Annotated in this window: 27 protein-coding genes; 5 read left to right on the plus strand and 22 right to left on the minus strand. The window is 67.5% G+C overall.

Going from position 1 to position 26413, the window contains the following annotated elements:
* Nucleotides 1-79: 79 nt before the first annotated feature.
* The 21 genes from ACLFMY_RS03020 to trpS all read right to left on the minus strand — a co-directional run bounded on the left by ACLFMY_RS03020 (nucleotide 80) and on the right by trpS (nucleotide 21331).
* Nucleotides 80-583 (minus strand): response regulator, encoded by a 504-nt coding sequence (locus tag ACLFMY_RS03020; RefSeq protein ID WP_410763063.1) that lies wholly within the window; start codon nucleotides 581-583, stop codon nucleotides 80-82.
* 229 nt (nucleotides 584-812) lie between these two features.
* Entirely contained in the window at nucleotides 813-1730 is a 918-nt protein-coding gene (lpxC, locus tag ACLFMY_RS03025; RefSeq protein ID WP_410763064.1) for a UDP-3-O-acyl-N-acetylglucosamine deacetylase, read from the minus strand.
* A gap of 165 nt (nucleotides 1731-1895) precedes the next feature.
* The gene (gene htpG / locus ACLFMY_RS03030; protein WP_410763065.1) at nucleotides 1896-3779 is read right to left on the minus strand and encodes a molecular chaperone HtpG; all 1884 of its coding nucleotides are present in this window, start codon (nucleotides 3777-3779) and stop codon (nucleotides 1896-1898) included.
* A 120-nt stretch (nucleotides 3780-3899) separates the two neighbouring features.
* Nucleotides 3900-4619 (minus strand): DUF429 domain-containing protein, encoded by a 720-nt coding sequence (locus tag ACLFMY_RS03035; protein WP_410763066.1) that lies wholly within the window; start codon nucleotides 4617-4619, stop codon nucleotides 3900-3902.
* Nucleotides 4620-4724: 105 nt separating this feature from the next.
* Entirely contained in the window at nucleotides 4725-5072 is a 348-nt protein-coding gene (gene rplS, locus ACLFMY_RS03040) for a 50S ribosomal protein L19 (RefSeq protein WP_410763068.1), read from the minus strand.
* A 16-nt stretch (nucleotides 5073-5088) separates the two neighbouring features.
* Complete coding sequence (trmD, locus tag ACLFMY_RS03045; RefSeq protein WP_410763070.1) at nucleotides 5089-5862, minus strand: tRNA (guanosine(37)-N1)-methyltransferase TrmD; 774 nt, start codon at nucleotides 5860-5862, stop codon at nucleotides 5089-5091.
* A complete protein-coding gene (gene rimM / locus ACLFMY_RS03050; RefSeq protein ID WP_410763071.1) occupies nucleotides 5862-6383 on the minus strand; it encodes a ribosome maturation factor RimM in 522 nt (173 codons plus the stop codon). Before rimM ends, trmD begins: the two co-directional genes overlap by 1 nt.
* Nucleotides 6384-6386: 3 nt before the next feature.
* Complete coding sequence (gene rpsP / locus ACLFMY_RS03055; protein ID WP_372591296.1) at nucleotides 6387-6656, minus strand: 30S ribosomal protein S16; 270 nt, start codon at nucleotides 6654-6656, stop codon at nucleotides 6387-6389.
* A 191-nt stretch (nucleotides 6657-6847) separates the two neighbouring features.
* Nucleotides 6848-8143, minus strand: a complete 1296-nt coding sequence (locus ACLFMY_RS03060) for an adenylosuccinate synthase (RefSeq protein WP_410763072.1) — start codon at nucleotides 8141-8143, stop codon at nucleotides 6848-6850.
* Nucleotides 8144-8147: 4 nt separating this feature from the next.
* Nucleotides 8148-9332 carry an ATP phosphoribosyltransferase regulatory subunit gene (locus tag ACLFMY_RS03065; RefSeq protein WP_410763074.1) on the minus strand — a complete coding sequence of 395 codons (1185 nt, stop codon included), beginning with the start codon at nucleotides 9330-9332 and terminating at the stop codon, nucleotides 8148-8150.
* Between the two features lie 232 nt (nucleotides 9333-9564).
* Nucleotides 9565-9747: a DUF2065 domain-containing protein gene (locus ACLFMY_RS03070; protein WP_410763075.1), complete on the minus strand. Its 183-nt coding sequence runs from the start codon at nucleotides 9745-9747 to the stop codon at nucleotides 9565-9567.
* An 11-nt stretch (nucleotides 9748-9758) separates the two neighbouring features.
* Nucleotides 9759-10676 carry a protease modulator HflC gene (hflC, locus tag ACLFMY_RS03075; RefSeq protein WP_410763076.1) on the minus strand — a complete coding sequence of 306 codons (918 nt, stop codon included), beginning with the start codon at nucleotides 10674-10676 and terminating at the stop codon, nucleotides 9759-9761.
* Entirely contained in the window at nucleotides 10673-11800 is a 1128-nt protein-coding gene (hflK, locus tag ACLFMY_RS03080; protein WP_410763077.1) for an FtsH protease activity modulator HflK, read from the minus strand. Before hflK ends, hflC begins: the two co-directional genes overlap by 4 nt.
* A 177-nt stretch (nucleotides 11801-11977) precedes the next feature.
* Nucleotides 11978-13321, minus strand: coding sequence for a ribosome rescue GTPase HflX (gene hflX, locus ACLFMY_RS03085; RefSeq protein WP_410763078.1), 1344 nt, complete (start codon nucleotides 13319-13321; stop codon nucleotides 11978-11980).
* A complete protein-coding gene (gene hfq / locus ACLFMY_RS03090) occupies nucleotides 13321-13572 on the minus strand; it encodes an RNA chaperone Hfq (RefSeq protein ID WP_410763079.1) in 252 nt (83 codons plus the stop codon). Before hfq ends, hflX begins: the two co-directional genes overlap by 1 nt.
* Before the next feature lie 293 nt (nucleotides 13573-13865).
* Complete coding sequence (gene miaA, locus ACLFMY_RS03095) at nucleotides 13866-14828, minus strand: tRNA (adenosine(37)-N6)-dimethylallyltransferase MiaA (protein WP_410763080.1); 963 nt, start codon at nucleotides 14826-14828, stop codon at nucleotides 13866-13868.
* On the minus strand, nucleotides 14825-16651 hold the full coding sequence (gene mutL / locus ACLFMY_RS03100; protein ID WP_410763081.1) for a DNA mismatch repair endonuclease MutL: 1827 nt from the start codon (nucleotides 16649-16651) through the stop codon (nucleotides 14825-14827). Before mutL ends, miaA begins: the two co-directional genes overlap by 4 nt.
* A 63-nt stretch (nucleotides 16652-16714) precedes the next feature.
* Nucleotides 16715-17971: an N-acetylmuramoyl-L-alanine amidase gene (locus ACLFMY_RS03105; RefSeq protein ID WP_410763083.1), complete on the minus strand. Its 1257-nt coding sequence runs from the start codon at nucleotides 17969-17971 to the stop codon at nucleotides 16715-16717.
* A gap of 232 nt (nucleotides 17972-18203) precedes the next feature.
* On the minus strand, nucleotides 18204-18707 hold the full coding sequence (tsaE, locus tag ACLFMY_RS03110; RefSeq protein ID WP_410763084.1) for a tRNA (adenosine(37)-N6)-threonylcarbamoyltransferase complex ATPase subunit type 1 TsaE: 504 nt from the start codon (nucleotides 18705-18707) through the stop codon (nucleotides 18204-18206).
* Complete coding sequence (locus tag ACLFMY_RS03115) at nucleotides 18704-20302, minus strand: NAD(P)H-hydrate dehydratase (protein ID WP_410763085.1); 1599 nt, start codon at nucleotides 20300-20302, stop codon at nucleotides 18704-18706. Before ACLFMY_RS03115 ends, tsaE begins: the two co-directional genes overlap by 4 nt.
* 6 nt (nucleotides 20303-20308) lie before the next feature.
* A complete protein-coding gene (gene trpS / locus ACLFMY_RS03120; RefSeq protein WP_410763086.1) occupies nucleotides 20309-21331 on the minus strand; it encodes a tryptophan--tRNA ligase in 1023 nt (340 codons plus the stop codon).
* 148 nt (nucleotides 21332-21479) lie between these two features.
* Between trpS and ACLFMY_RS03125 the strand changes: the two genes are divergently transcribed.
* The gene (locus tag ACLFMY_RS03125; RefSeq protein ID WP_410763087.1) at nucleotides 21480-22292 is read left to right on the plus strand and encodes a TIGR01458 family HAD-type hydrolase; all 813 of its coding nucleotides are present in this window, start codon (nucleotides 21480-21482) and stop codon (nucleotides 22290-22292) included.
* Nucleotides 22293-22347: 55 nt separating this feature from the next.
* Here the strand turns inward: ACLFMY_RS03125 and ACLFMY_RS03130 are convergent, their stop codons facing one another.
* Nucleotides 22348-22959, minus strand: a complete 612-nt coding sequence (locus tag ACLFMY_RS03130; protein ID WP_410763088.1) for an HAD family hydrolase — start codon at nucleotides 22957-22959, stop codon at nucleotides 22348-22350.
* Between the two features lie 209 nt (nucleotides 22960-23168).
* Between ACLFMY_RS03130 and ACLFMY_RS03135 the strand changes: the two genes are divergently transcribed.
* The 4 genes from ACLFMY_RS03135 to mutM all read left to right on the plus strand — a co-directional run.
* On the plus strand, nucleotides 23169-24989 hold the full coding sequence (locus ACLFMY_RS03135) for an SLC13 family permease (RefSeq protein ID WP_410763089.1): 1821 nt from the start codon (nucleotides 23169-23171) through the stop codon (nucleotides 24987-24989).
* Nucleotides 24990-25137: 148 nt separating this feature from the next.
* Complete coding sequence (gene rpmB, locus ACLFMY_RS03140; RefSeq protein ID WP_410763090.1) at nucleotides 25138-25374, plus strand: 50S ribosomal protein L28; 237 nt, start codon at nucleotides 25138-25140, stop codon at nucleotides 25372-25374.
* Between the two features lie 31 nt (nucleotides 25375-25405).
* Nucleotides 25406-25561 (plus strand): 50S ribosomal protein L33, encoded by a 156-nt coding sequence (gene rpmG / locus ACLFMY_RS03145; RefSeq protein WP_068473563.1) that lies wholly within the window; start codon nucleotides 25406-25408, stop codon nucleotides 25559-25561.
* A 99-nt stretch (nucleotides 25562-25660) separates the two neighbouring features.
* Nucleotides 25661-26413 (plus strand): bifunctional DNA-formamidopyrimidine glycosylase/DNA-(apurinic or apyrimidinic site) lyase (mutM, locus tag ACLFMY_RS03150; RefSeq protein ID WP_410763091.1); only part of this gene is annotated, 753 nt, incomplete at its 3' end.

Raw genomic sequence — 26413 nt, forward strand, 5'->3', positions numbered from 1 at the left:
CGACCGCGCGTATCAGGCGGTAATGGGTGGCATGGTCACTCAATGGCCGGATCGCGCGATGTCCGCGCTGCCGCGCGTCTCAGCCGGCATGCATGTCCATGGACGATGGACGCGCCCTGGCGGGCAGGCGACCCTTGAGCACCAGTCGCTCGATACGGGTGAACACCTCGGCGCGACCGAATGGCTTCTTCATGAAATCGTCCGATCCCATGCGGTCGAGCACCATCCGCGCCATGGACTGCTCGTCACCGCTGATCATGATGATGGGGATGTCCGCCGTGGCCGGGTCACGCCGCAGCCGCCGGAGGGCGGCGAAACCGTTCATGCCGGGAAGGATGATGTCGAGGAAGATCAGGTCCGGGCGGACCTTCCGCGCCATCTCCAGTCCTTCCTCGGCACTGCGCGCGCCGAGCGGTTCGAAGTCGTTCTGGCTGAACATCCGGCTCAGCACCTTGACGACCGTCATGGAATCGTCGATCACGAGGATCTGGATGCCCCGCGACGCCTCGATACGGCGTCGCCGACGACGCTCCCTTGCCTTGCGCAGCCCGAGCAGGCTGCCCATACGGTGCATGTAGTCCATGCCACACTCCCTTGTCATGCGCTCCCTTGTCGACACCTCGTGCCGATCTCCCGGCCCGACCTGCCTGTCGGGCGCTACCGGGTCAGTCTTGCGCAAATCGTCGGTGCTGTCCACCGGCAGGCACAACACCATCGCCCGGCCGACAACCCCGGTGGCACACCTCGGCACGCCCCGAACGCAAACGGCCCGGGGCGCATGCCCGGGCCGGTCAACAAGCCTGCAGCCGTTCTCACTCGGCGACCTGCGCCGCCGGCCGCGAGAAGGAAACCGGAGGCGGATCCTCGTGCTCGAAGGTCACCACCTCGTAGGCCTCCTTGTTCACCAGGAGGGCACGCAGCAGCTGGTTGTTGAGCGCATGACCGGACTTGTGCCCGGTGAAACTGCCGATCACGCTGCAGCCGAGCAGGTAGAGGTCACCGATCGCGTCGAGGATCTTGTGCTTGACGAACTCGTCGCCGTAGCGCAGGCCGTCCTCGTTGAGGATCTGCTCCTCGCCGACCACGATCGCGTTGTCCACCGAGCCACCGAGGGCGAGGTTGCGCGAGCGCATCATCTCCAGGTCGCTCATGAAGCCGAAGGTGCGCGCGCGGGACACCTCCTTGACGAAGGTGGTCGAGGAGAAGTCGATCTCGGCCAGCCGCGCGGACCTGTCCAGCACCGGGTGGTTGAAATCGATCGACATGGCGACGCGGAATCCCTCGTGCGGGTCGAAGCGCACCCAGCGGTCGCCGTCGACGACCTCCACCGGCTGGAGGATGCGGATGAAGCGCTTGGGCGCGTCCTGCTCCTCGATACCCGCGGACTGGATCAGGAACACGAAGGGGCTGGCACTGCCGTCCATGATCGGCATTTCCGGGCCATCGATCTCGACCAGGCAGTTGTCGATGCCCAAGCCGGCGAGCGCGGACATCAGATGCTCGACGGTGGAGATCTTCACGCCGTCCTTGACCAGCGTGGTGGAGAGCTGGGTTTCACCCACGTTGAAGGCATGCCCCGGAATCAGGGCATCAGGGCCCAGATCGACCCGATGGAAGACGATGCCTGCGTCCACGGCCGCGGGCTTGAGCGTCAGTCGCACCTGTTCGCCGGTATGCAGACCGATCCCCGTGGCGCGAATGGTGTTTCTGAGTGTGCGTTGCTGAACCAAGATCGTATGAACCCAAGCGGTAAATCCTTTAATTATCGCACGCCTGTGATGGGATAAAAACAGCCAATATCGCCAGCACGACGTCCGTGGGCGACAGGTGCGCAAAAAAACCCCGGCGGCGCCGGGGTGTCGTTTCTCCTGCAGGCCTGCCCGCCAGTCAGACCATCAGGCGAGCAAACGGTTCAGCCGGCTGACGAAGTCGGCCGAATCGGCCAGCTTGCCGCCCTCGGCCAACGCGGCCTGGCCGAACAGCACATGGGCGATGTCGGCGAATCGCTCCTGGTCCGACTCCGACTCGGCCTGCTTGAGCAGGCGGTGGTCCGGGTTGACCTCGAGGATCGGGCGCACCTCCGGGACTTCCTGGCCGGCCTGCTCGAGCAGGCGCTGCAGGTGCAGGCTCATCTGGTCCTCGTCGGTGACCAGGCAGGCCGGGGACTCCACCAGCCGGTGGGAGCGACGCACGTCCTTGACCCGGTCTCCGAGGGTCTCCTTGAGCCGATTGATCAGCGCCTCGTGCTCGGACTTCTCCTCTTCCGACTCCTTCTCTTCCTCCTCGTCGACGTCGATCTTCGCCTTGGTGACCGACTTCAGGGTCTTGCCGTCGAACTCGGTCAGGTGCGCCATCAGCCATTCGTCGACGCGGTCGGAGAGCAGCAGCACCTCCAGTCCCTTCTTGCGGAAGATCTCGAGGTGCGGCGAGGCCAGGGCCGCCTGGTAGGAATCGGCGATGATGTAGTAGATCTCGTCCTGGTCCTCGGGCATCCGCTCGATGTAGTCGGCCAGCGAAACGGTCTCCTCATCACCCTCGCCCTTGGTGGAGGCAAAGCGCAACAGGCCGGCGATCTTCTCCTTGTTGGCGAAGTCCTCGCCGACGCCCTCCTTGAGCACGCGACCGAAGGTCTTCCAGAACTCGGCGTACTTCTCGGTTTCGTTCCTGGCCATCTGCTCGAGCAGCGAGAGCACGCGCTTGACCGACCCCGAGCGAATGGTGTCGAGCACGCGGTTGGACTGCAGGATCTCGCGCGAGACGTTCAGCGGCAGGTCGGCCGAGTCGATCACCCCGCGCACGAAGCGCAGGTAGCGCGGCATCAGCTTGTCGGCGTCGTCCATGATGAACACGCGCTTGACGTACAGCTTGACCCCATGGCTCTGCTCGGGCTCGAACAGGTCGAACGGCGCCCGCTTGGGGATGTAGAGCAGCGAGGTGTACTCGACCTTGCCCTCGACCTGGTTGTGCGCCCAGGCCAGCGGCGGCTCCCAGTCGTGCGAGACGTGCTTGTAGAACTCGGTGTATTCCTCGTCCGTGATCTCGCTCTTCGGTCGGGTCCACAGGGCGTTGGCATCGTTGACGGTCTCCCAGCGTCCCGGGGTCTCGGTCTCGTTGCCCTCCTCGTCCTTCTCGGTCTTCGGCGGCACCCACATCTGCACGGGGAAGTTGATGTGGTCGGAGTACTTGCGGATCACCGAGCGCAGGCGGAAATCGTCGGCGAACTCCTGCTGGTCCTCGCGCAGGTGCAGCACGATACGCGTGCCGCGCTCGGGCTTCTCGACCGTCTCGATGGTGTACTCGCCCTCGCCGGTGGAGGTCCAGCGCACGCCGTGCTCGGCACCGACGCCGGCGCGACGCGTGGTCAGCTCGACGTGATCGGCGACGATGAACGCCGAGTAGAAGCCCACGCCGAACTGGCCGATCTGGTTGGCATCCTTCTGCTTGTCCGCCTCGAGCTGCTCGAGGAAGGCCTTGGTGCCCGAGTGGGCGATGGTGCCGATGTGCTCGACCACCTCCTCGTGGTTCATGCCGATACCGTTGTCGTCGATGGTGACGGTCCTGGCCTCGCTGTCGAAGGACACTCGCACCCGCAGGTCCTTGTCGTTCTCGTACAGGCCGTCGTCGGCCAGCGCCTCGAAGCGCAGCTTGTCGCAGGCATCCGAGGCATTCGAGATCAGCTCGCGGAGGAACACCTCCGGGTTGGAGTACAGCGAGTGGATCATCAGGCGAAGCAGCTGCTTCACCTCGGTCTGGAAGGCATGCGTCTGGGCTTGACTCATGGAAGCGGTTCTCCGTGTTGTCGCCAGGTTTTTCGTTCGGGTTGTTTCAGGCGAGCCCGGCGCTAACGCTGGGCCCGCGTCGACTCGCTGGAGATGGGGGCGGGTCGCCCGAATTCAAGGTCAGAACACGATCCGCATCGGCAGCCCGCGCCCGTCCCGGGGTGGGTCCGGCGGCAGGCTCTCGCCCTTGCCGGCTGCCGCGCGTTCCGCGCTCCAGAGCACGGCAAAGGCGTCCAGCATGTCGTCTTCCTTGGCCCGGGTACCGGCCAGCTGAGAGACGACGGACCGGATCGCCGCCATGCCGAAAGCCCCGGCGATCAATTCGCGGCGACGGTAGATGCCGTCGATGCGGTGCTTGGAGGCCGGCAGCGGCTTGCCGCCGTTCAGCGCAAGAAAGGAGAGTTCGGGGTGAACCTCGACCAGTCGGTCGCGCCATTCGTTCCGCTCGCTCAGCAATTCGTCGAGCTCGCGGACACGATCGAAGAGATGCCAGGCCTGCGCGGAAATCCCCTTTCCGCCCACCTCACGGGAAAGGTCGGACGCCTCGGCATGCGTAGCGGCCGCCAGGGCGGGCCGCAACGGGGCGGGAAAGACCGAGGAGGCGCGTGCCCCGAGCCGCTGACGCGCCAACTGGTCACAGTGCCGTGGCACGCTGTCCGACAGGCCGATGGGCATGTCGACACCCGCGACGTCGACCGCATCGAACGTGGCAAGCAAGGTATCGAGCCCCGGGGCAACCACCGCTCGCAGCTCGGCAGACCGCGCAGGCCTTGCGCGTTGCGCCACGGCCACCCAGCCACCGGGACAGCCGTCGATGCCGACGATCCACCGGGGTCTCACGGGGCCTTGCTCGGCATGCAGATCATCACCGGAAACGCTCCCCCGGAAAAAGCGAAACCCCCGTCACCGAAGGTGCGGGGGTTCGTTTCGTCGAACGGGGCAGGTTCAGCCCAGGCGCTCGCGGATACGAGCGGCCTTGCCGGTACGACCACGCAGGTAGTAGAGCTTGGCACGACGGACATCACCGCGGCGCTTGACCTTGATCGAGGCGATCGCCGGGCTGTAGGTCTGGAAGACGCGCTCCAGACCCTCGCCGTAGGAGATCTTGCGTACCGTGAACGAGGAGTTCAGGCCGCGGTTGCGCTTGGCGATGACCACGCCTTCGAACGCCTGCAGACGTTCGCGGTCGCCTTCCTTGACCCGGACGTCGACCGTGACCGTGTCGCCGGGGCCGAACTCCGGCACCTCGCGGCTCATTTGCTCAGCTTCGATTTTCTTGATGATCTCGCTCATTTTCCGCCACCTGTTATCAATCGCGTGTTCTATCCCTGGCCCGGGGGGCATCTGTATCCCCGAGCCAGTGTCTTTCCAGTGCCGCCCGCTCGTCCGCGGTGGGCCCGTGTTTCGTAAACAAGTCCGGCCTTCGCCGGGCCGTCGTCAGCATGGCCTGCTCGGCCCGCCACGCGGCAATCCGCCGGTGGTCGCCGCTGGTGAGCACCCCGGGGATCCCGCGCCCTTCCCACTCCGGGGGGCGCGTGTAGTGCGGGTGATCCAGACGGTCGGCCTCGAAAGAATCCTCCACGACCGACTGAGCATCCCCCACCACGCCGGGCAGGCGCCGGGCGATCGCGTCAATGACCACCATCGCGGCCAGCTCCCCGCCGGACAGGACCAGGTCCCCCAGCGAGTACTCCTCGTCCACCCGGGAATCGAGGATGCGCTGGTCGAAGCCCTCGTATCGGCCGCAGACCAGCACCAGGGGCTGCCGGCGCTCCGCCCAGTCGGCGATCACGTGTCGATCGAGCCGCCTGCCCTGAGGCGACAGCGCGACCACCCGCGGCTCCCCCTCCGACTCCGACACGGCGGCATCGATCGCGCCGCATATCGGGCCGGGCTGCAGGAGCATCCCGGGACCACCGCCGAAGGGACGGTCGTCCACCCGGCGATTGCGGTCCGCGGACCAGTCGCGCGGGTTGTAGCCCCGCACCGCGAGGCTGGCCTTCTCGATGGCCGACCGGACCATGCCGCAGCGGTTCCCCGCGTCCACCAGTTCGGGGAACAGGGTCACCACCGATATCTGCATCAGAAGTCCGGGTCCCAGTCGACCTCGATCCGGCGCGCGTCCAGGTCCACCGTCAAGATGACGTCATCCGGCAGGAACGGGATCAACCGCTCCCGATCGCCCCGGACCACGAGCACGTCGTTCGCGCCCGTTTCCATCAGCTCACGGACGGTGCCGAGCACTTGGCCGTTCGTGTGCACCACCTCGCAACCGACCAGGTCGCGCCAGTAGTACTCTTCCGGACCGGGCGGCGGCAGGGCGTCACGCCCCACCACGACTTCCGCCCGCCCCAGCTGTTCCGCCGCGGTGCGGTCGTCGACCGAGGCGAACTTGGCGGCGACTCCCTTGGGGGTCACCGACAGCTTTTCTATCCGTGCCGCCCGCCCTTCGCCCTGCGGCGGTCGCAGGTAGACGTCACGGTACCGCTCGATGTTCTCGACCGGCCGGGTGAACACCTGCAGCCACACCCAGCCCTTGATGCCGTAGGGACGGCCCAGCTGGGCGATGACTACCGGATCGACCGGACCTGCCGACTCGGCCACGCCTTACTCGGCGGCTGCCGTGGCCTGCTGCTTCTTGCTCTGGCGGACCAGGGAAGCCACACGCTCGCTGGTCTGGGCCCCGCGCTCCTGCCAGAAGGCAAGGCGGTCGAGGTCCAGGCGCAGGCGCTCTTCCTTGCCACGGGCCACCGGGTTGAAGAACCCGAGACGCTCGACGTAGGAGCCGCTGTCACGGGCATTGCGCTTGTCGGTGACGACTACGTGGTAGAAGGGCTTCTTTTTGGCACCAGTACGAGCCAGACGAATCTTGACCATAACGCTTATCGATTCCTGTTGGATTGTGACTGCCAGACTGCGTCGCCGGACGACGCCGGCCGGCAATACGACCGATCTCGCAGCACTTGGAAATTCAAGTGGCGCGATTTTACGGATTTCTGCGGAAAAATAAAGACCTGTGTCCCGCCGATTTCGTCACCGGCGGGCAAACCGGTGGTCCGGCAGGCCGGTCAGGCCGTGTACGGGTCCCGCAGGACGATGGTTTCCTCGCGGTCCGGACCGGTCGAGATCAGGTCGACCGGCACCCCGGTCAGTTCCTCGATCCGGCGGATGTAGTCCCGCGCGGCCTGCGGCAGCCCGTCGAGCTTCTTCACGCCCACCGTGCTGTCCTGCCAGCCGGGCATGGATTCGTAGATCGGCACACAGCGCGAATAGGTGTCGGCGGAGAACGGCGCGCTCTCGATGCGCTGGCCATCGATCTCGTAGCCGATGCAGATCTGCACGGTTTCCATGCCGTCGAGCACGTCGAGCTTGGTCAGGCAAAGCCCGGACAGGCTGTTGATCTGCACCGCGCGGCGCATGGCGACCGCATCGAACCAGCCGCAACGGCGCGCGCGACCGGTGGTCGAGCCGAACTCGTGGCCTCGCTTGGCCAGCCGCTCGCCGATCTCGTCCTCGAGTTCGGTGGGGAACGGACCGCCACCGACCCGCGTGGTGTACGCCTTGGTGATGCCGAGCACGTAGTCGAGCTCGAGCGGACCGACGCCACTGCCGGTGGAGGCGCCGCCGGCGGTCGTGTTCGACGAGGTCACGTACGGATAGGTGCCGTGATCGATGTCGAGCAACGTGCCCTGCGCGCCCTCGAACATCAGATTGATGCCCTCCGCGCGCATCCGCGCCAGCGTCCCCGGGACGTCGCCGACCATCGGCGCGAGGATCTCCGCCTGGGCGATCAGCCGATCGAGGGTCTGCTGGAAGTCGATCGGCTCGGCGCCGAAGTACTGACGCAGCACGAAGTTGTGGTAGTCGAGCACCTCGCCGAGCTTCGCGGCCAGCCGCTCACGGTGAAAGATGTCCTCGAGGCGGATGCCGCGGCGGGCGACCTTGTCCTCGTAGGCCGGACCGATGCCCCGACCGGTGGTGCCGATCTTCTGCTCGCCGCGGGCATGTTCGCGTGCCTTGTCCAGCGCGACGTGGTGCGGCAGGATCAGCGGGCAGGCCTCGGAGAGCATCAGCCTGTCGGAGGCCGGCACGCCACGGCTCTCCAGCGACTCGATCTCCTCGATCAGCGCGTCGGGAGCGAGCACCACCCCGTTGCCGATCAGGCAACGGGTGCCCTCGCGCAGGATCCCGGAGGGGATCAGGTGCAGCACCGTCTTCTCGCCGTCGATCACGAGGGTATGCCCCGCGTTGTGACCGCCCTGGAACCGGACGACCGCGCCGACGTTCTCCGTCAGCAGGTCGACCACCTTGCCCTTGCCCTCGTCGCCCCACTGAGAGCCGAGCACGACCACACTCTTGCCCATGGTCCTATTCACCCATCAACTGCCAAGTTTGTTCATTCCCGTTCGAGGCGGGGACGAGGCGTGCCTCGTCTGCCGGGATCTCCGCCGTGGTGGTAATCACTCGATACCCTTGATCGCGCAGCCGGGCCACGACCCGATCCAGCGATGTGTCGTTCAGCCGCGCCGGTGCGTAGACCGTGCGAGGCTCGGCCGGCTCTTCCGCCTCGCCCACCTCGAGCAGATCACGCAGGTCCAGCGAGAAGCCCAGTGCCGGCCGCGACCGACCGAATACCTGCCCGATGTCGTTATAGCGACCGCCGCGCGCGATCTCCCGACCCATGCGCGGCGAGTAGGCCGCGTAGACCAGGCCGGTCTGGTAGTGGTAGCCGTGCAGTTCGCTCAGGTCGACGAGCACGTCGTTCCCGACCCGCCCCTCGACCGCCCGGGCCACCACGGCAAGGCGCTGCAGCGACTCCAGCCCCTCGTCGTCCAGCAGCGGCTCGAGCATCTGTTCGGCCGCGCCCAGCGTCTCCTGCCAGGGCCCGTGCAGATCGCACAGTGCCTCGATACCCTGGGCCAGCTCGCTCGGCAGGTCCCAGCCCGCCACAAGCTCGCGTATTTCCGTGACGGCCTTGCGGGTCAGGGCGTCGCGCAGGCGATCTTCCCGGGCCTCGTTCAGACCGCCGGCGCGCACCAGGGAGCGATAGATACCGACGTGGCCGACATCGAGCGTCAGCCGGTTGCAACCGCCGACCCTGAGCGCCTCGACCATCAGCGAGATCATCTCGACATCGGCTTCCGGAGCATCGCTGCCGAACAGTTCGGCGCCGACCTGCATGGGCGCCCGCGATCCGCCGAGACCGTCGGTCTTGCCGCGGATGACGGTCCCGATGTAGCACAGACGGCGCTCGGCAACCGGGGGCAGGCTGTGCGCATCCATCCGGGCGACCTGCGGGGTCATGTCGGCCCGCACGCCCAGCTGGCGTCCGGAAAGGCCGTCGGTGACCTTGAGGGTTTCCAGGTCCAGGTCCTCGCCCGTCCCGACCAGCAGGGTGTCGATGAACTCCACCATCGGCGGGATCACGAGGTCGTAACCCCAGCGATCGAAGACCGCGAGCATGGCCGAACGGACCCGCTCGACCCGACGGGCCTGCGCGGGAAGTATTTCGTCGATGCCCGCCGGCAGGATCCAGGGAGACTGATTACTCATTAGCTTGCTGGTCACGACTTGTTTCGGTAAGTGCCAAAATGCGTTGCGGCTGGCACGAAAGGTCCGCCACCCGGGACGATGCGCCGGGCAAGGCGGGCACAGTGTAAACGCCGGACAGAAAAAACCCCAGCCCGGGCTACACCCGGGCCGGGATACGGGAGTCACCTGCCCCGCCCCGAAAGCGGACGGGACAGGTGGAACTGGCCGCTGTGTCCGAGCGAAGGCGGGACGATCAGCCCCAGACCCAGAGCGCCAGCCCCAAGAGCAGGATGACGAACGCGATACCTCGCATGCGCCCATCCGGCGTGAGCGCGATCTGCGCCACCGCCTGCCGGTAGGCGCGCGGGCTGATGAACGGCAGCAGGGCCTCGATGATCAGCACCAGCCCGAGTATCCGCAGCAGGTCGTCCATCATGCCCCGTCGGCTCAGCGGGCCGGCAAGGACGCGCCGGCGCCGTCCGCCTCATCCTTGTCCCGGGTGCCGTTCGCCGAGTGGAAGTACTGGAAGAACGGGCTTTCCGGGCTGAGCACGAAGGTGTCACCGCCGTGGTCGAACGCCTTGCCGTAGGCCTGGATGCTGCGATAGAAGGAGAAGAACTCCTCGTCCTGACCATAGGAATCGGCATAGACGCGGGCCGCCTCGGCATCCCCCTCGCCTCGGAGCTCGTCGGCCTCACGTTCGGCCTCCGACAGGATGACCACCCGCTGACGATCGGCATCCGAACTGATGCGCTTGGCCTGCTCCTCGCCGCGCGAACGGATGGCCTTGGCGACCGTCGAGCGCTCCTTCTCCATGCGCGAGTAGACCGACTCCCGGACTTCCTCGGGCAGCTCGATCCGCATGATCCGCACATCGACGATTTCCAGGCCCAGGCCGGAAATATCCTCGTTGGTGGTCTCGATGACGTTGCGCATGAACAGATCACGATCACCCGACACCACCTCGGCGATGGTCCGGCTGGAGATCTGGCTCTTCATGCTGTCCTTGACGATCTGGTTGAGGCGGCTCTCGGCGACCTCCTCGCGGCCTCGGGTCGACCGATAGAAATCGGTCGGGTCCGTGATACGCCACTTGATGTAGTAGTCGACGATCAGGTTCTTCTTCTCGCTGGTCAGAAACCGTTCCGGCGGCGTGGACAGCGAGAGGACCCGCGTATCGAACAGGCGCACCGAGTTGATGAATGGCAGCTTGAAGTGCAGCCCGGGCTCGAAGTCCGTCTCGACGATCTCACCGAGGCGGAACTTCACGCCCTCCTGGTATTCGGCCACCTGGAAAGTCGCTGTCGCGTAGAGAAACACGACCACGACGATGATCGGCAGCAGCAGGCGCGTCACCCAGTTCATTCGGACCCCCTCGTACGCAGACCGGAACGGTTGTTGTTGGAGCCACCCGACTCACCGCCGGACGTCACGCCGGTCGACAGCGACGGTACGGCCATCGGCGCGCCGGTGCGCAGATCGTCGTCCTGCACGGCACTGCCCTTCGTGCCGGACGGGAGGTTCAGGATGTTCTCGGCATTGTCCGGGTCGACCACGATCTTGTTGCCCTTGGCGTAGATCTCGCCGAGCGTGTCGATATAGATGCGCTCGCGAGTGATCGACGGCGCGATCCGGTAGGACTCCAGCAACGCATCGAAACGTGCGGTCTCACCATCGGCCTGGTTGATCACGCGGGAGCGATAGCCCTTGGCCTGCTCGAGGATCTGGGCCGCGTCACCACGGGCGCGCGGCACCACCTGGTTGGCATAGGCCAGCGCCTCGTTGATGTAACGCTGCTCGTCCTCACGGGCCCGGATGGCATCCTCGAATGCCGGCTGGACCGGCTCCGGCGGCTGCACGTCCTGCAGGTTGACCGAACGGACGGTCAGACCGGTCTGGTAGGACTCGAGCAGCTCCTGCATGCGCGTGCGCACCGCGTCGACGATCTCGACCCGCCCGTCGGTGAGCACGTAGTCCATGCGACTGCTGCCCACGACCTCGCGGATCGCGCTCTGCATGACGTCCTGAAGCGTACTGTTCGGATCGCGGACGTTGAACAGGAACTTCATCGGATCCCGCACGGTGAACTGACTGGCGAGATCCAGTTCGACGATGTTCTCGTCGTTGGTCAGCACGGTCATGCTCATCTCGCGATCCCGATACTCGTCGACGTTGACCGTGACCACGTCGGAGATCGGATACGGCGGGTGCCAGTGCGGGCCCGGACCGGCAGTGCTCGTGTACTTGCCGAAGGTCAGCACGACACCGCGCTTGCCCTCGTCGACGATGTAGATGCCCGAAAGCAGCCAGCCGACGATCACGATCACGATGATGGCCAGGATCCCCTTGTTGCCACCGGGACCACCCATGCCGCCGCCGAAGCGATCCTTCAGTCGGTCGAGGGCGTCATCGATGTTGGGCGGCTTGCCGCCCCGGCCGCGGGGGTTCGACCAGGGATCCTTACCGCCACCTGGCTCGTTCCAGGCCATGGGCATACTCCAGAGTGATGACCTGCCGGAGAACCCGGCAGGCGTTGGCATTCGTTTCGATTCTTCGAGCAGATCCTGTCCGCTCTCTCGCCGGGCACGGCATCACCGAACCCGACGCGACGAAAGGCAACGCAAGAGTGTAGTGTTCGCGGCGATCGACCGCAACAGGCATTCCGCTCAATCCCGCGACGCGAGTGCGGCCTCCCAGGGCTCGGGCGACCGCTCGGCCGGCGGGTCGAGCACGAACGTTCCCAGCCGCGGCTCCTGCTTGAGCAGTTGCCCCCAGCGGGCGGCCGGCAGGGTGATATCCAGATGCCAGCCGGACTGGTCGCACTCCTCGGTGGCGACCGCCCCCTCGCCCTGAAGCAGGGCATAGAAACGACCTTCCGCCATCGGGATGAACAGCCGGTGACGCACCCCCGTCGGCTCGACGCGCTCGACCAGGGCCTCGCGCAGGGCCTCGAGCCCGAGCCCCTCCTTCGCCGAGACCCACACCCGGCTGGGCAGGCCGTTCGCATCCCGGTCCACCCGCACGTCCTGGTCGTCCAGGCGGTCGATCTTGTTCATCACGGTCAGGCGAGGCATCTCGCCGGCGCCGATTTCCTCGAGCACGGTGTCCACGTCCTCGATCTGGCGATCCCGCTCCGGCGAGGCGGCGTCGACCACGTGCAGCAGAAGGTCCGCCTCCAGGGTCTCCTCCAAGGTCGAGCGGAACGCGGAGACCAGCTCGTGCGGGAGGTGACGGATGAAACCGACCGTGTCGGCGAACACCACCGTCAGCTGCGGGTTCAGCTCCACCCGCCGTAGCGTGGTATCGAGCGTGGCGAACAGCTGGTTGGCGGCGAAGGCCTCCGAGGTGGTCAGCACATTGAACAGCGTGGACTTGCCCGCGTTGGTGTAACCGACCAGGGCCACGGTGGGCACGTCGGACTGCTGCCGCCCCTTGCGCCCCTCGGCGCGCTGCCGGCGAACCCGGGCAATCCGTTCCTTGAGCTGCTTGATCCGGCCGCCGAGCAGCCGGCGGTCCATCTCCAGCTGGGTCTCGCCGGGCCCGCGCAGCCCGATCGACCCGCCCCGCTGACGTTCCAGGTGGGTCCAGCCACGGACCAGCCGCGTGGAGAGGTGCGACAGCTGCGCCAGTTCGACCTGCAGCTTGCCCTCGTGCGAGCGCGCCCGCTGGGCGAAGATGTCGAGGATCAGCCCGGTCCGATCGAGCACCCGGCACTTGAGCAGCGCCTCGAGATTGCGCTCCTGGGAAGGCGACAGCTGGGCGTTGACGATGACCAGTTCGGCATCAAGGGCGGCGACCTGCTCGGCGAGCTCCTCGGCCTTGCCCTTGCCGATGAACAGGCGCGGATCGGGACTCTGCCGATTGACCACGCTCTCGTCGAGGATCTCGGCCCCGGCCGAGTGGACCAGTTCGCGAAACTCGGCCAGGTCCTCGCTCGAGTCGGCGGCACGCCGCTCGACGTGCAGAAGCACCGCGCGCTCGCCGCCCTCGTGACGTTCGAAGAATTCCATCAGGAGGCGTCGCTACCCTCGTTGCCCTGCGGCGCGATGTCGAGGTTCACCGGGCGGGTCGGCACGATCGTGCTGATGGCGTGCTTGTAGACCAGCTGGCTGCCGTTGTTCTTGAGCAGCACGACGAAGTTGTCGAACGAATCGATCTGGCCCTGCAGCTTGATGCCGTTGCGCAGGTAGATGGACACCGGGATGTGCTCCCGGCGCAAAGTGTTGAGAAAGGGTTCCTGCAATGACTGGCTTTTGGCCATGGTTCGTCCTCTTTTGTTGATTATCCGGTCGATTCGATCGACACGGCGGCCGTTCTCGGGCGGCCTGGAATACCCGGATGCGTCACTGTCGCCACCGGAAACACGGACGCCAGCAAGGCCCGGCAGGTGCCCGGTGACCGGCAGTCGGCACGTCCCGACAGGGACGGACTCGAAGCCACGCCAGGGTTATGGGGCCTTGCGCAGTCAATTCAATGACCGAGTGTAGTGCCTCGACAGCGACGGCACACGGAATACGCGGCACGGCTGCCCGCCGGTGGGACAGCCCACCCCATTCAGGATTCGTTTGCGGCAACAAAGTTCATTATGAGGGATTCGACTTCTACCGTGGCCTCGGCGTCGTGCGCCTGCCAGCCGGGCGCCGAGCGCAACCAGGTGCGCTGCCGCTTGGCCAGCTGACGGGTGGCGGTGATTGCCCGGCTGCGCATCTCGTCGAAGCCGTAGTCCCCGGCCAGGTAGCCCCAGACCTGTCGATAGCCGACCGCGCGCACGGCGGGCAGACCCGGATCGAGGTCACCACGCTCGAACAGACGGCGCACCTCGTCGACCAGGCCGGCTTCCAGCATGGCATCGAAACGGTCGGCCACTGCCCGGCGAGTGTGCGCCGTGCTCGGCGGCCACAGCGCCACCTGCAGGCAACGCTCGCCGACGAGAGGCGAACGCGGCGGATTTTCCCGCTGCCAGTCGGTAAGGCTCTTTCCCGTGCCCAGGTAGACTTCCAGCGCCCGCCCGATGCGTTGTGGATCCGTGGCATGAATGCGCCGGGCGGCCACCGGGTCGACCTCGGCCAGGCGCCGGTGCAGCGCCGGCCAGCCGGTCCGGGCCGCCTCGGCGGCAAGGCGCTTGCGGATGGCCGGGTCACTGGCGGGCAGCCGGGAAAGCCCCTGGAACAGGGCCTGGAAGTACATCATGGTGCCGCCGACCAGCAGCGGCAGGCGACCGGCGGCACGGGCCTTGGCGATAGCCGCCAGGGCATCGTTGCAAAAGCGCTCGACGCTGTAGGTCTCCGCCGGATCACAGATATCCACCAGGGCGTGCGGATAGCGCGCGAGCAAGTCGGGGGACGGCTTGGCGGAGCCGATGTCCATGCCCCGGTAGATCATCACCGAGTCCACGGAAATGATCGACACGGAAAGCCGGTCGGCCAGGCGCATGGCCATCGCGGTCTTGCCGGAGGCCGTGGGCCCGGCGATGGCCACGATCGGCAGGTGCCCGCTGTCCGCCTCGACCACCGTCACTGCCCCCGCATGAACCAGCGATCCAGCTCCTGCATGGAGAGGATCCGCCAGGTCGGCCGCCCATGGTTGCACTGGTCACTGCGCTCGGTGCGCTCCATGTCGCGCAGCAGGGCGTTCATCTCCTCGATGCCCAGCCGTCGGTTCGCGCGCACCGACCCGTGGCAGGCCATGGTCGACAGGATCTCGTCGATGTGCTCGTCGATCACCGACGAGCGCGCGGCATCCGGTGCCAGCGGCACCTGCCGGAGCTCGGCAAGCATCTCGCGCACCAGCGACTCGATGTCGGCCTCGCGCAGCATCACGGGCACCTCGCGCACCCGCACCCGCTCCGGGCCGACCCGGTCGAGCACCACGCCGGCGGCAGCGAACACGTCGCGGAAATCCTCGAAGGCATCCGCCTCGCCCGGCGAGACATGCAGGTCGACCGGCAGCAGCAGGGGCGCGCCGCCGAGGCCCTGTTGGCGATACTTTTCCTTGAGGCGTTCGTAGGTGACACGCTCGGCCGCCGCATGGGCGTCCACGATCACCAGGCCCTCGCGATTCTGCGCCAGGACGTAGACCCCGCCGAGATGGGCCACGGCATAACCCAGCGGCGGGGTGTCGTCCTCGGTCGGCGACGGCTCACGCACCTCGGCAGGCGCGCCTGCCGGCGATCCGCCCACCTGCCCCTGTCGAAGCAGGGCCAGGTAGGCCTGGCCGGACCCGCCCGGCGCCGGCACGGCCGGGCGCCCCGGCCCCGCGTACCCTCCCCTGGCCGGATCGGCCGGCGGTCGGCCGGCATCAGTCACCGGCACGGATGGCCCTGCCCCGTCCTGCCTGTCACCTCGCCCGGCAGCCGGGGCGGCCAGCGCCCGGTGAACCGCCTGGAACAGGAAGTCGTGGATGCCGCGCGCATCGCGAAAGCGCACCTCGGCCTTGGTCGGGTGCACGTTCACGTCTACGGCGGTCGGGTCGAGCCAGAGGGAGAGTACGTAGGCCGGATGGCGGGCCTGGTGCAGCACGTCGGCATAGGCCCGTCGGACCGCGTGGGCGATCAACCGGTCGCGCACCACGCGGCCGTTGACGAAGAACAGCTGCTGGTCGGTCGAGGAGCGGGCGTACTGCGGACTGGCCACCAGCCCGCGCAGGGCAAGGCCGGACGCCGCGGCATCGATCTCCCGTGCCTGGTCGAGAAAACCGCGTCCCAGTGTCGAGGCGATGCGCCGATCGAGATCGTCCGCCTCGACGGCAGGGAGGTCGAGCACGCCTCGACCGTTGTGCACCAGGGAAAACGAGACCCGCGGATTGGCCAGCGCCAGCCGGCGGAGCAACTGGTCGATGTGCCCGAACTCCGTGCGCTCGGTGCGCAGGAACTTGCGCCGCGCGGGGACGTTGAAGAACAGGTCGCGAACGTCCACCAGGGTGCCCGGTCTGGCCGGGGTGGGGCGCGGCTCGTCGTCGGTGCCCGCCTCCAGTTCCCAGCCGTGCTCCGCGTCGGCCGTCCGCGAGACCAGGCGCAGGCGAGAGATCGACTGGATACTCGCCAGCGCCTCGCCGCGGAAGCCGAGACTGGCCACCGCCTCGAGGTCGTCGAGATCGCGGATCTTGCTGGTGGCGTGCGGCGCGAGGGCCAGCGGCATTTGCTCGGGGGGCATGCCGTGACCGTTGTCACGGACGGAAAGCTGCTTCACGCCGCCGGCGACCACCTGCACCTCGATGCGATCGGCGCCAGCGTCCAGCGCGTTTTCCACCAGCTCCTTGATCACGCTGGCCGGGCGCTCGACGACCTCGCCGGCAGCGATCTGGTTGACCAGCGACTGTGGCAACGCACGAATTTCAGGCATGAGATCTCTGCGGCACAAAACGGGCATTGTCGCCCGCCGCGTCACGCCGAGACAAGCACCGGGTCAGAGCATCGCGTAGCGTGTGCCCTGCGGGGCATGGGCCGTGTAGAAGCTGTTGACCCCTTCGAGAACCGACTGGGCGACCTCGCGCTGGTAGCTCGCCGAGCGGAGCCGCCGTTCCTCGTCGGGATTGCTGATGAAAGCACTCTCGACCAGGATCGAGGGAATATCAGGGGACTTCAGGACGGCGAAACCGGCCTGCTGGACCTCCTTCTTGTGCAGGCGGGCAACGCCGCCAAGCCGCCTGAGGACACGGTCGCCGAAATCGAGGCTGCTCTCGAGGGTCTTGGTCTGGGCCAGGTCCAGCAGGACCGAGGCCACGTCCTCGTCGTGACCGGACAACGAGGCCCCGCCGACGAAGTCCGCGCTGTTCTCCTTGGCCGCCAGCCAGCGGGCCGCCTCCGAACTCGCCCCGTTCTGGCTCAGGCAGTAGACCGACGCCCCCTTGGCCGAGGCGAGGCGGAAGGCATCGGCGTGCACGGAAATGAACAGGTCCGCATCGTGTCGACGGGCGATCTGGGTGCGTTCGCGCAGGTTGATGTAGCGGTCGTCCTCCCGCGTCATCACGGGACGCAGCCCGGGCGTGGCCTCGATCAGGTCACGCAGCTGCAGACCGATGTTCAGCACGATGTCCTTCTCCCGCGTGCCTCGCCGACCGATGGCACCCGGATCCTTGCCGCCATGCCCCGGATCGATTGCCACCACCAGGTCACGGAACCCGGCGGAACCCGATTGCAGGGTGGATCTGCGGCTGGGCAGCTCCTCCCGCTTCGCCACCGTGGCCTCGCCTCCACCTCCATGCGGCAGGTCGATCACCAGCCGATGATCGCTGTCCTCGGTTGGCGGAAGGATGATGATCTGCGGCCGCGTGCGCTTCTTGAGGTCGAACACCAGCCGGAGGTCCGTCCCGTTGCGCACCCCGGCCCGCACCCGCTCGACCACGGGGGAGCCGGAAACGACGGGCAGGGAGGCCTCGCCCAGCTTGGTCCCGCGCACGTCGACGACCGCGCGCAAGGGATCGTCTAGCAGCAGTGTCTCGAAATCCACCGGCTCCGAGATGCGGAACACGTAGCGGGTGAATTCCTCGTGGCGAGCCGCCTTGGCACTGGAGACGGACACGCTCCGTCCCGCCAGGACCGGGTGAGCGAACGCCAGACCGGAGGCAGCCAGACCCGTGCCGAAGGCCGCCTGCAGGAAACGCCGGCGCTCGACATCGACCATGACCCTGAGGGCATAATCAGACTGAGTTGGCTTTTTCATGCTCCACCTCCGGCACCGCGGCCCAGAAACGCACCCACGAACGACTACCTACAGTTTGCGACAAACTGGGATTTTTTCAACAAATGCAAGCAGATAGCGTCGACTGCTAAACCGGATACGAGGTATGAGCTTGCAACATGTCGCGCGACATGAGACAGGAAACCACAACATGTTGTGCTTCCGGGGCTGTTGAGAAAGAACAACAGAACGGGCGCGGGCGGGTGGCTCGAGGTCAGTCGGTGCCCAGTCCGGCGCGCCGGAGCCAGTCCCGGCCAAGGTGCGTGAGCGGGTCGAAGACCAGATCGCGACGATCCGGATCGGAGACATCGCCCCGCAAGGACAGGCCCAGATCAGCGGGAAGGCTGCCGCAGGCCTTCTCCAGCCACTCGATGAGCAGCAGGCTGTGGTCCAGTTCGTCGCGCACGCCGAGGTAGTCGAGCTCCTCGGGATCACCGAGCCGGTAGAGATCAAGGTGCAGCACCTGCGTCGGCGCCCCGGGACGGTCGATCGCATACGGCTCGACCAGCGTGTAGGTCGGACTGCGGATGGTGCCGGTCACCCCGAGCGAGCGGAGGAATGCCCGCGCGAAGGTCGACTTGCCGGCGCCCAGATCCCCTTCGAGCGACAGGATGCCCGCCGCCGGGGCCACTGCCGCCAGCCGAGCGGCGAGGTCCTCGACCGCCGGTTGGTCCAGGCGGGCATGGACCCGGGTCTCGTCACCGTTCTCCGGGATCACCACCCCACCTCCGGGCCAGCGGACGAAACGCAGCGAATGGTCACCCCGCCGGGCTCACGCTGGCCGTTGGCCAGGTCCCGCACCGGCTCGAGCAGGTCAAGCGCCGCGAGCCCCCAGGTGCCACGGGCCCTTGCCTCGATCTCGCCCGCGGTGGCGTGCAGGGCGACGGCACCTTCGACCGCCTCGCGCAACGGGAGCCCCATGGCGAGCAGGGCCGAGATCAGGCCGGAGAGCACATCCCCGCTTCCCGCCGTCGCCAGCGACGGACTGCCGCGCAGGCAGACCGCCGACTCCGACTCGCCGGCCACCACGCTTCCCGCCCCCTTGAGCAGCACCATCGCCCCGTAGCGATCGGCCAACCGTCGGGCGGCAGCGTAACGATCATCGTTGACCTCCCAGACACGGCAGCCCAGCAACGCAGCGGCCTCGCCCGGATGCGGCGTAATGACCGCCTCGCGGCCGGACAGCGCGCCCGGTTCGAGCAGCCCCAGGCCGTCGGCGTCGATCACCATGGGGAGGCGACCCTGGTGCAGGCCGTCCCACATCGCCTCGCTCCAGGCGTCGCGACCGAGGCCCGGCCCGACCACGACCGCCGTCGACTGCTCGAGCAGCGCGCGCAGATCGTCGCCGCGAGACACGCCATGAACGATCAGTTCAGGGCGTCCGACGTTCAGGGTGGCGGCGTGATCCGGGTGGGTCGCGACGATCACCTTGCCCGCCCCGAGGCGCAGGGCCGCCTCGGCGGCCAGCCGAGCGGCACCCGGCATGCCGCGATTGCCGGCGACCACCAGCACCGTGCCGTAGGTACCCTTGTGGCCATCGGGCCGCCGCGGGGCGAGGGACCACCCGCCGTGGAGCAGGCGTACCGAGTTCGGAGTGGCGCCGGCGATCGGGAAGCCGAGGTCCGCCAGCACCCGTTCCCCGCAGGCCGCCACCCCCGGACCGGTCACCTGCCCCCGCTTGACGCCGAGGAAGGTGACCGTGAGGTCGGCCGGGAGCGTCAGCGGGTCGACCGCAGCGGTATTGCAGTTCAGCCCCGAGGGGGCGTCCACCGCCATGACCGGCACCGCCTTCGCCCGCTCGCCAAGGCATTCGGCCACCCGGCGGAGGAAGTGTGCCGGAGACCCCTCGATGGCACGCGACAGGCCGATGCCGAACAGGGCATCGACCACCACGTCGGCCCGGGACAGCGCCGCTCGAACGCTCTCGGGATCGACGGTCACCTCCATGCGGGGGACGCCCTCACGCAGGGCCTGCCAGGCGCGGGCCGCGCCGCGGGTGAACTCCGGTCGCTGCCAGCCGAGCAGGTCGACCGACAGCCCCGCCTCGCGTGCCAGGCGGGCGATCACCAGCCCGTCACCACCGTTCTGCCCCGGGCCGACCAGCACGGCGATCCGGCGAGCCGACGGCCACCGCTCGAGCATCACCTCGAAGGCCGCCGTGCCGGCCTGCACCATCAGGCCGTAGGCATCGACCCCTTCGGCGAACAGGGCCTGCTCGTGGGCGACGACCGCCTCGACCGTGTGGGCCCGCTGCAGGGTCGGGGACGGCTCGCGGTGACGTACGGTCGGCGGGATGCGGCGCTCCGGGTGCATCGCGGACTAGCCGAGGATGTCGGGGCGCGGCAGGAAGCCCAGCGCATCGAAGGCGCGCTGGAGTGTCGGGCGGGCACGGGCGGCGGCGCGCTCGGCGCCCTTGGCCAGGATGGCGTCCAGCCCCGCCTCGTCGGCGCGGATTTCGCGGTAGCGCGCCGTGATCGGCTCGAGATGCGCGATCACCGCCTCGCCGGTCTCGACCTTGAGCTTGCCGTAACCCTCGCCCGCCAGCCGGTTCTCGATCGACTCGATCGACTCGTCGCCGAAGATCGACAAGAGCGTCAGAAGGTTGGAGACACCCGGCTTGTTCTCCGGGTCGAAGCGGATCTCCATGTCCGAGTCGGTGACCGCCTTCTTGAACTTCTTGAGGATCTTCTTCGGCTCGTCGAGCAGGGCCACGTAGCTGGCCTCGCTGGGGTCGGACTTCGACATCTTGGCGGTCGGGTCCTGCAGCGACATCACCCGCGCGCCGGCCTTGGGGATGAACGGCTCGGGCACGGTGAAGATGTCGCCGTAGAGCTTGTTGAAACGCATGGCGAGATCGCGGGTGAGCTCGAGGTGCTGCTTCTGGTCGGCGCCCACCGGCACGTGGGTGGCCTGGTAGAGCAGGATGTCGGCGGCCATCAGCACGGGGTAGTCGAACAGGCCGGCGTTGATGTTGGCCTGGTGGCGCTGAGACTTGTCCTTGAACTGGGTCATGCGCTCGAGCTCGCCCATGTAGGTGTAGCAGTTGAGTACCCAGCCCAGCTCGGCGTGCGCGGGGACGTGCGACTGGACGAACAGCGTGCTCTTGTCCGGATCGAGTCCACAGGCCAGGTACAGGGCGAGGAAGTCGTAGCAGCGCGAGCGGAACTCGGCCGGGTCCTGGCGCACGGTGATCGCGTGCAGGTCGACCAGCATGAACAGCGCGTCGTGCGTGTCCTGCATGGCCACCCAGTTGCGGATCGCGCCGACGTAGTGGCTGATGAGCAACTGGCCGGAGGGCTGGATGCCGGAAAGGACCACCGGCGTCTTGTCTTGACTTGGCATAGGCTTGTCGTTGGCTGTCATGCGTTGGGTTGCGGGTCGATCCATGCACGCACGGCGAAACCGTGCGGGGCGGCCATCATAGCAAAGGCCGCTGGCCGCCATCCTGGCGCGGCGGCAAGGATCGATCCCAGGCGGGAGGTGACGATCGATGAAAGCGATCCTCTTCGACATGGACGGCGTTCTCTACGAGGGCGAGCGCCCGATCCCCGGGGCGGCACGGACCCTCGCCTGGTGCCGCGAGCGGGGCATTCCGTTCCGATTCCTGACCAATACCACGTCGCGTCCGCGCGAGGCGCTGGTGGCGAAGCTCGCCGACATGGGTATCACGGCCGACGTCGGCGAGATCGTCACGCCACCGGTCGCGGCTTGCGACTGGCTGAGCCGCCACGTCGATGGCCCGGTGGCGGCCTTCGTCCCCGAGCGGACCCGGGATGAGTTTACCGACCTGTCGCTCGCGCCACCGGGTGCCGATCGGGCGGCGGCGGTCATCGTCGGCGACTTGGGCGAAGGCTGGGACTTCGACACCCTCAACCGCGCCTTCCGCCTGATCTTCGACCATCCCGGCACGCCGCTGGTAGCGCTCGGCCTGACCCGGTACTGGCAGGCGGAAGATGGCGCCCGTCTGGATGCAGGGCCCTTCGTCCGGGCGCTGGAATACGCCCTCGGCATCGAGGCCGTGGTCATGGGCAAGCCCGGCAGGGGGTTCTTCGACGCGGCACTGGCAACGCTGGGGGTCGCGGCGCCGGAGGCGGTGATGATCGGCGACGACATCCGCAGCGATGTCGATGCCGCCATGCAGGCCGGGCTCGCGGCCATCCAGCTGCGATCGGGCAAGTTCCGAGAACGCGATCTCGACCTCGGCATCCACCCCACGGCCGTGGTCGACAGCATCGCCGACCTGCCGGCATGGTGGGAACAGCATGCGCCCGATGTCGCGGACCACGGGAACGGGGCGACGTGACGTCGACGATCGTCGAGCGATTGCCCCCGCAGGGGGTAATGCGCAGGAACCCTCCCTATTCCCTGTCCACCGCGCGGCGCACAGCCTGGATGCATGGCGCCGGTCGATCACAGTGGATGGCGTGCAGGCCCTCGCCCCGGGCACGCGCCACGTGAGCCTCGCTGTCGTCGACGAACAGCGCCTCGGGTGCGCGGCATCCCAGTTCGTCCAGCACGTCGCGGAACAGACTGGGGTCGCGCTTGCCCTTGCCGAGGTGATAGCTGTTGAACACGCGGTCGAAGTGGCGATAGATCCCGTCTCGACGGTCGAGCTCGTCCAGCCAGTGCGTCTGGTCGGAGAGGACGGCCACGACGATCCCGCGCGAGCGCAGCTCGTCGACCAGGGCAAGCATCTCGGGGCGCACGACGAAACCGCGCATGACCGCGGCACGGAAGGAGTCGAACGACTCCGGGAATGGCATCTTGCCTTGCAGGGCGCGCCAGAAATCCGACTCGCTGCCCTGACCGAGCACGAAGCCGGACTCGTAGACCGCATCCATGGCATGACGGAGCAGTGCCTTCGGGTCCAGGCCGTGACGGCCCGCCGCGTCCTCCAGGGCGCGGCGGAATCCCTCCTCGGCAATCACGCCACCGAAATCGAACAGCACACAACGGATCACCGGTCTCATCCTCCGATCCAGAACCATCCCAGGAACCCATGGGGCCGATGCCTCGCCTCCTCAAGGCCGCGACCGAGAGCGCCGACCGGGCATCGTGCCTCGATGGAGGGCCGCCTGCCCGGGGGCGGGGGAACCCGTACTAGACTGGAACCTATCATGAGACATCCTCGTCCCCACCAACCCCGACCCTGCCCGGCGACCACCGTGGAGGCCCCGCCATGACCGCCGAACAATGGGGCATATTCGGTATCCTGGCCGTCACGCTGGCCCTGTTCGCCTGGGGCCGATGGCGTTACGACATCGTGGCGCTGGTCGCATTGCTGGCCGCGGCCGTCACGGGGCTAGTGCCGGCCGACGATATGTTCGCCGGCCTCGGCCACCCGGCCGTGGTCACCGTGGCCGCCGTGCTGGTCCTGAGCCGCGGCCTGATCAACGCCGGCATCGTGGACACGCTGGGCCGTCTGCTCGCCCGAGTGGGCGACCGCCCCTGGATGCAGGTCACCGCCCTGACCGGCGTGGTGGCCATCGCCTCGGCCTTCATCAACAACGTCGGCGCCCTGGCGCTGTTCATGCCGGTCGCCGTCTGGATGGCCCACCGCGGAGGGCGCTCGCCCTCCTTCCTCCTGATGCCGCTGGCCTTCGGCTCCCTGCTCGGCGGCACCCTGACGATGATCGGCACGCCGCCGAACATCATAATCGCCGCCTACCGCGCCGAGGAAACCGCTGCGTTCGCCATGTTCGACTTCCTGCCGGTGGGACTGGCCATCACCATCGTGGGCGTGGCCTTCATCGCCCTGGTCGGATGGCGACTGACGCCGCAGCGCCGCCACCCGGACGACAACGGCGAACTGTTCGAGATTTCCGCCTACCTGACCGAACTGCACGTGCCGGAGGACGGCAAGTTCACCGGCCGCTCGCTCTACGACCTCCTTGCCGCGGTCCGAGAGGATGCGGACGTGCTCGTGGTGGGGCTGGTGCGAAACGGCAAGCGCAAGGAAGTGCCCTCCACCCACGAAGTCCTGCAAGCCGACGACATACTGCTCGTCGAGGCGGATTCGGACAGCCTGAAGACGCTCATCGACCTCACGGGCCTCGAACTGCCGTCACGCGACGAGGACGAGGAAGCGGAAGACGGCGAGAAGGACGCGGACGACGCATCGGAGTCCGAAAAGCCGGATCGCAGCGAACTCACCCTGGTGGAGGCGATCATCACTCCCGGTTCGATGCTGGTGGGGAAGACGGCTTCTCGGATAGACCTCCGCGAGCGTCACGGCGTCAACATCCTGGCGGTGGCCCGGCAGGGAAAGCGGTTGCGCGAACGCATCGGCCGGATCCGGTTCGTCCCGGGCGACATCCTGTTGCTGCAGGGCAGCGAGGAGACCCTGCAGTCGACCCTGAACACGCTGGGCTGCCTGCCGCTGGCATCGCGCGGCCTGCGGATCGCCCGGCCACGGCGGGTCCTGACGGCCAGCATCATCTTCCTCGTGACCCTGGCGGTGGTCGCCCTGCAGATCGTCCCGGCGGCGATGGGCCTGGTCGGGGGCGCCCTGACCATGGTGCTCACCCGCCTCATCCCGCTGGGGGAAATCTACGACAGCATCGACATGCGCATCATCGTCCTGCTCGCCGCCCTGCTGCCCGTCGGCCACGCGCTCGAGACCACCGGGGGCTCCGCCCTGATCGCCGATGGGCTACTGGACCTGGCAGGCGCGGCGACACCGGCGGTCATGCTGGCCATCCTGATCACCACCGTCATGCTGCTCTCGAACGTCGTCAACAACGCGGCGGCCGCCTTGCTGGCCGCGCCGGTGGCGATCCAGCTGGCCCAGGGCATGGACGCCTCCGCCGACCCCTTCCTGATGGCCGTGGCCATCGGGGCATCCTGCGCCTTCCTTACCCCGATCGGGCACCAGTCCAACACCCTGGTGATGGAACCGGGAGGCTACCGTTTCGGCGACTACTGGCGCATGGGCCTCCCCCTCTCGCTGATCGTCGTGGCAGCCGCGGTACCGGCCATCCTGTGGATCTGGCCCCTGTGACGGTTGACATCCAAGCGGTGCTTGCCAAGCCGCCGAGGTTCTTTTATCCTACGCGGCCTTTGAATTGACCCGCCCGCGTGCCGGCCGCCTGCAAGGCCAGACTCACTTCGGTACGCGCGCAAACAGACGAGTCGCTCAGGAGACAATCATGGCCCGAGTTTGCCAAGTGACCGGGAAGCGCCCGGCGGTCGGTAACAACGTATCGCACGCGAACAACAAGACCCGGCGTCGGTTCCTGCCCAACCTGCACAAGAAGCGGTTCTGGGTGGAGAGCGAGCAGCGGTTTGTCAGCCTGCGTGTTTCCAGCCACGGCCTGCGCACCATCGACAAGGTCGGCATCGAGACCGTGATCGCCGACATGCGTGCCCGCGGCGAGAAGGTCTGAACACCGCCCAACTCTTCGAGGTTACAACGACATGCGTGACAAGATCCGACTGGTATCCAGTGCCGGCACCGGCCACTTCTATACCACCGACAAGAACAAGCGGAACATGCCGGAAAAGATGGAAATCAAGAAGTACGACCCGGTCGTACGCAAGCACGTCATCTACAAGGAAGCCAAGATCAAGTAAGGGATCCCGGCCGTCTCCCGACGGTCGAGAGCCGCTTGACCGGCCCCTGACGGACCCCGCGAGGATCTTCCCGCGGGGTTTTCTCATGTCGAGCCCGCCATGCCCGAACTTCCCGAAGTCGAGACCACCCGCCGTGGCATCGAGCCCTATCTCGCCGGTCACCGCATCGAACGCGTCGCCGTGCGCGAGCCGCGGCTGCGCTGGCCGGTGCGCGAGGATCTGCCCGACCTCCTGGCGGCACGGCCGGTGGAGGCGGTCGAACGGCGGGCGAAATACCTGCTTCTGTGCCTTGATCGCAGCGAGCGGGTGCTGATCCATCTCGGCATGTCCGGCAGCCTGCGCCTCGACGATCCCGCCAATGCCCCGCGCAAGCACGACCATGTCGAGTGGCTTCTCGACAACGGCAAGGTCCTGCGCCTGCACGACCCGCGTCGCTTCGGCGCCGTGCTCACCGACCACGTCGATGCCCCGCACGAGCGCCTGACCGTGCTCGGTCCCGAACCGCTTGGCGACACGTTCGACGGCGACTATCTCGCCGGGCGACTCGCCGGCCGGCGCGTGGCCGTCAAGCAGGCGGTCATGAATGCCGGGATCGTGGTGGGCGTGGGCAACATCTACGCCTCGGAGGCCCTGTTCCTCGCCGGCATCCACCCGGCCCGCCCGGCTGGGAGCCTTGGCCGCGACGAGTGTCACGCACTTGCCGCCGCCATCCGCCGGGTGCTCGCCGCGGCGATCGAACAGGGCGGCACGACCCTGCGCGACTTCCTCGCCCCGTCGGGCAACCCCGGCTACTTTCGCCAGACGCTGAACGTCTACGAGCGCACGGACCAGCCCTGCCGGCACTGCGGCACT

The organism is Guyparkeria sp., from assembly GCF_046545975.1.
GTDB lineage: Bacteria > Pseudomonadota > Gammaproteobacteria > Halothiobacillales > Halothiobacillaceae > Guyparkeria.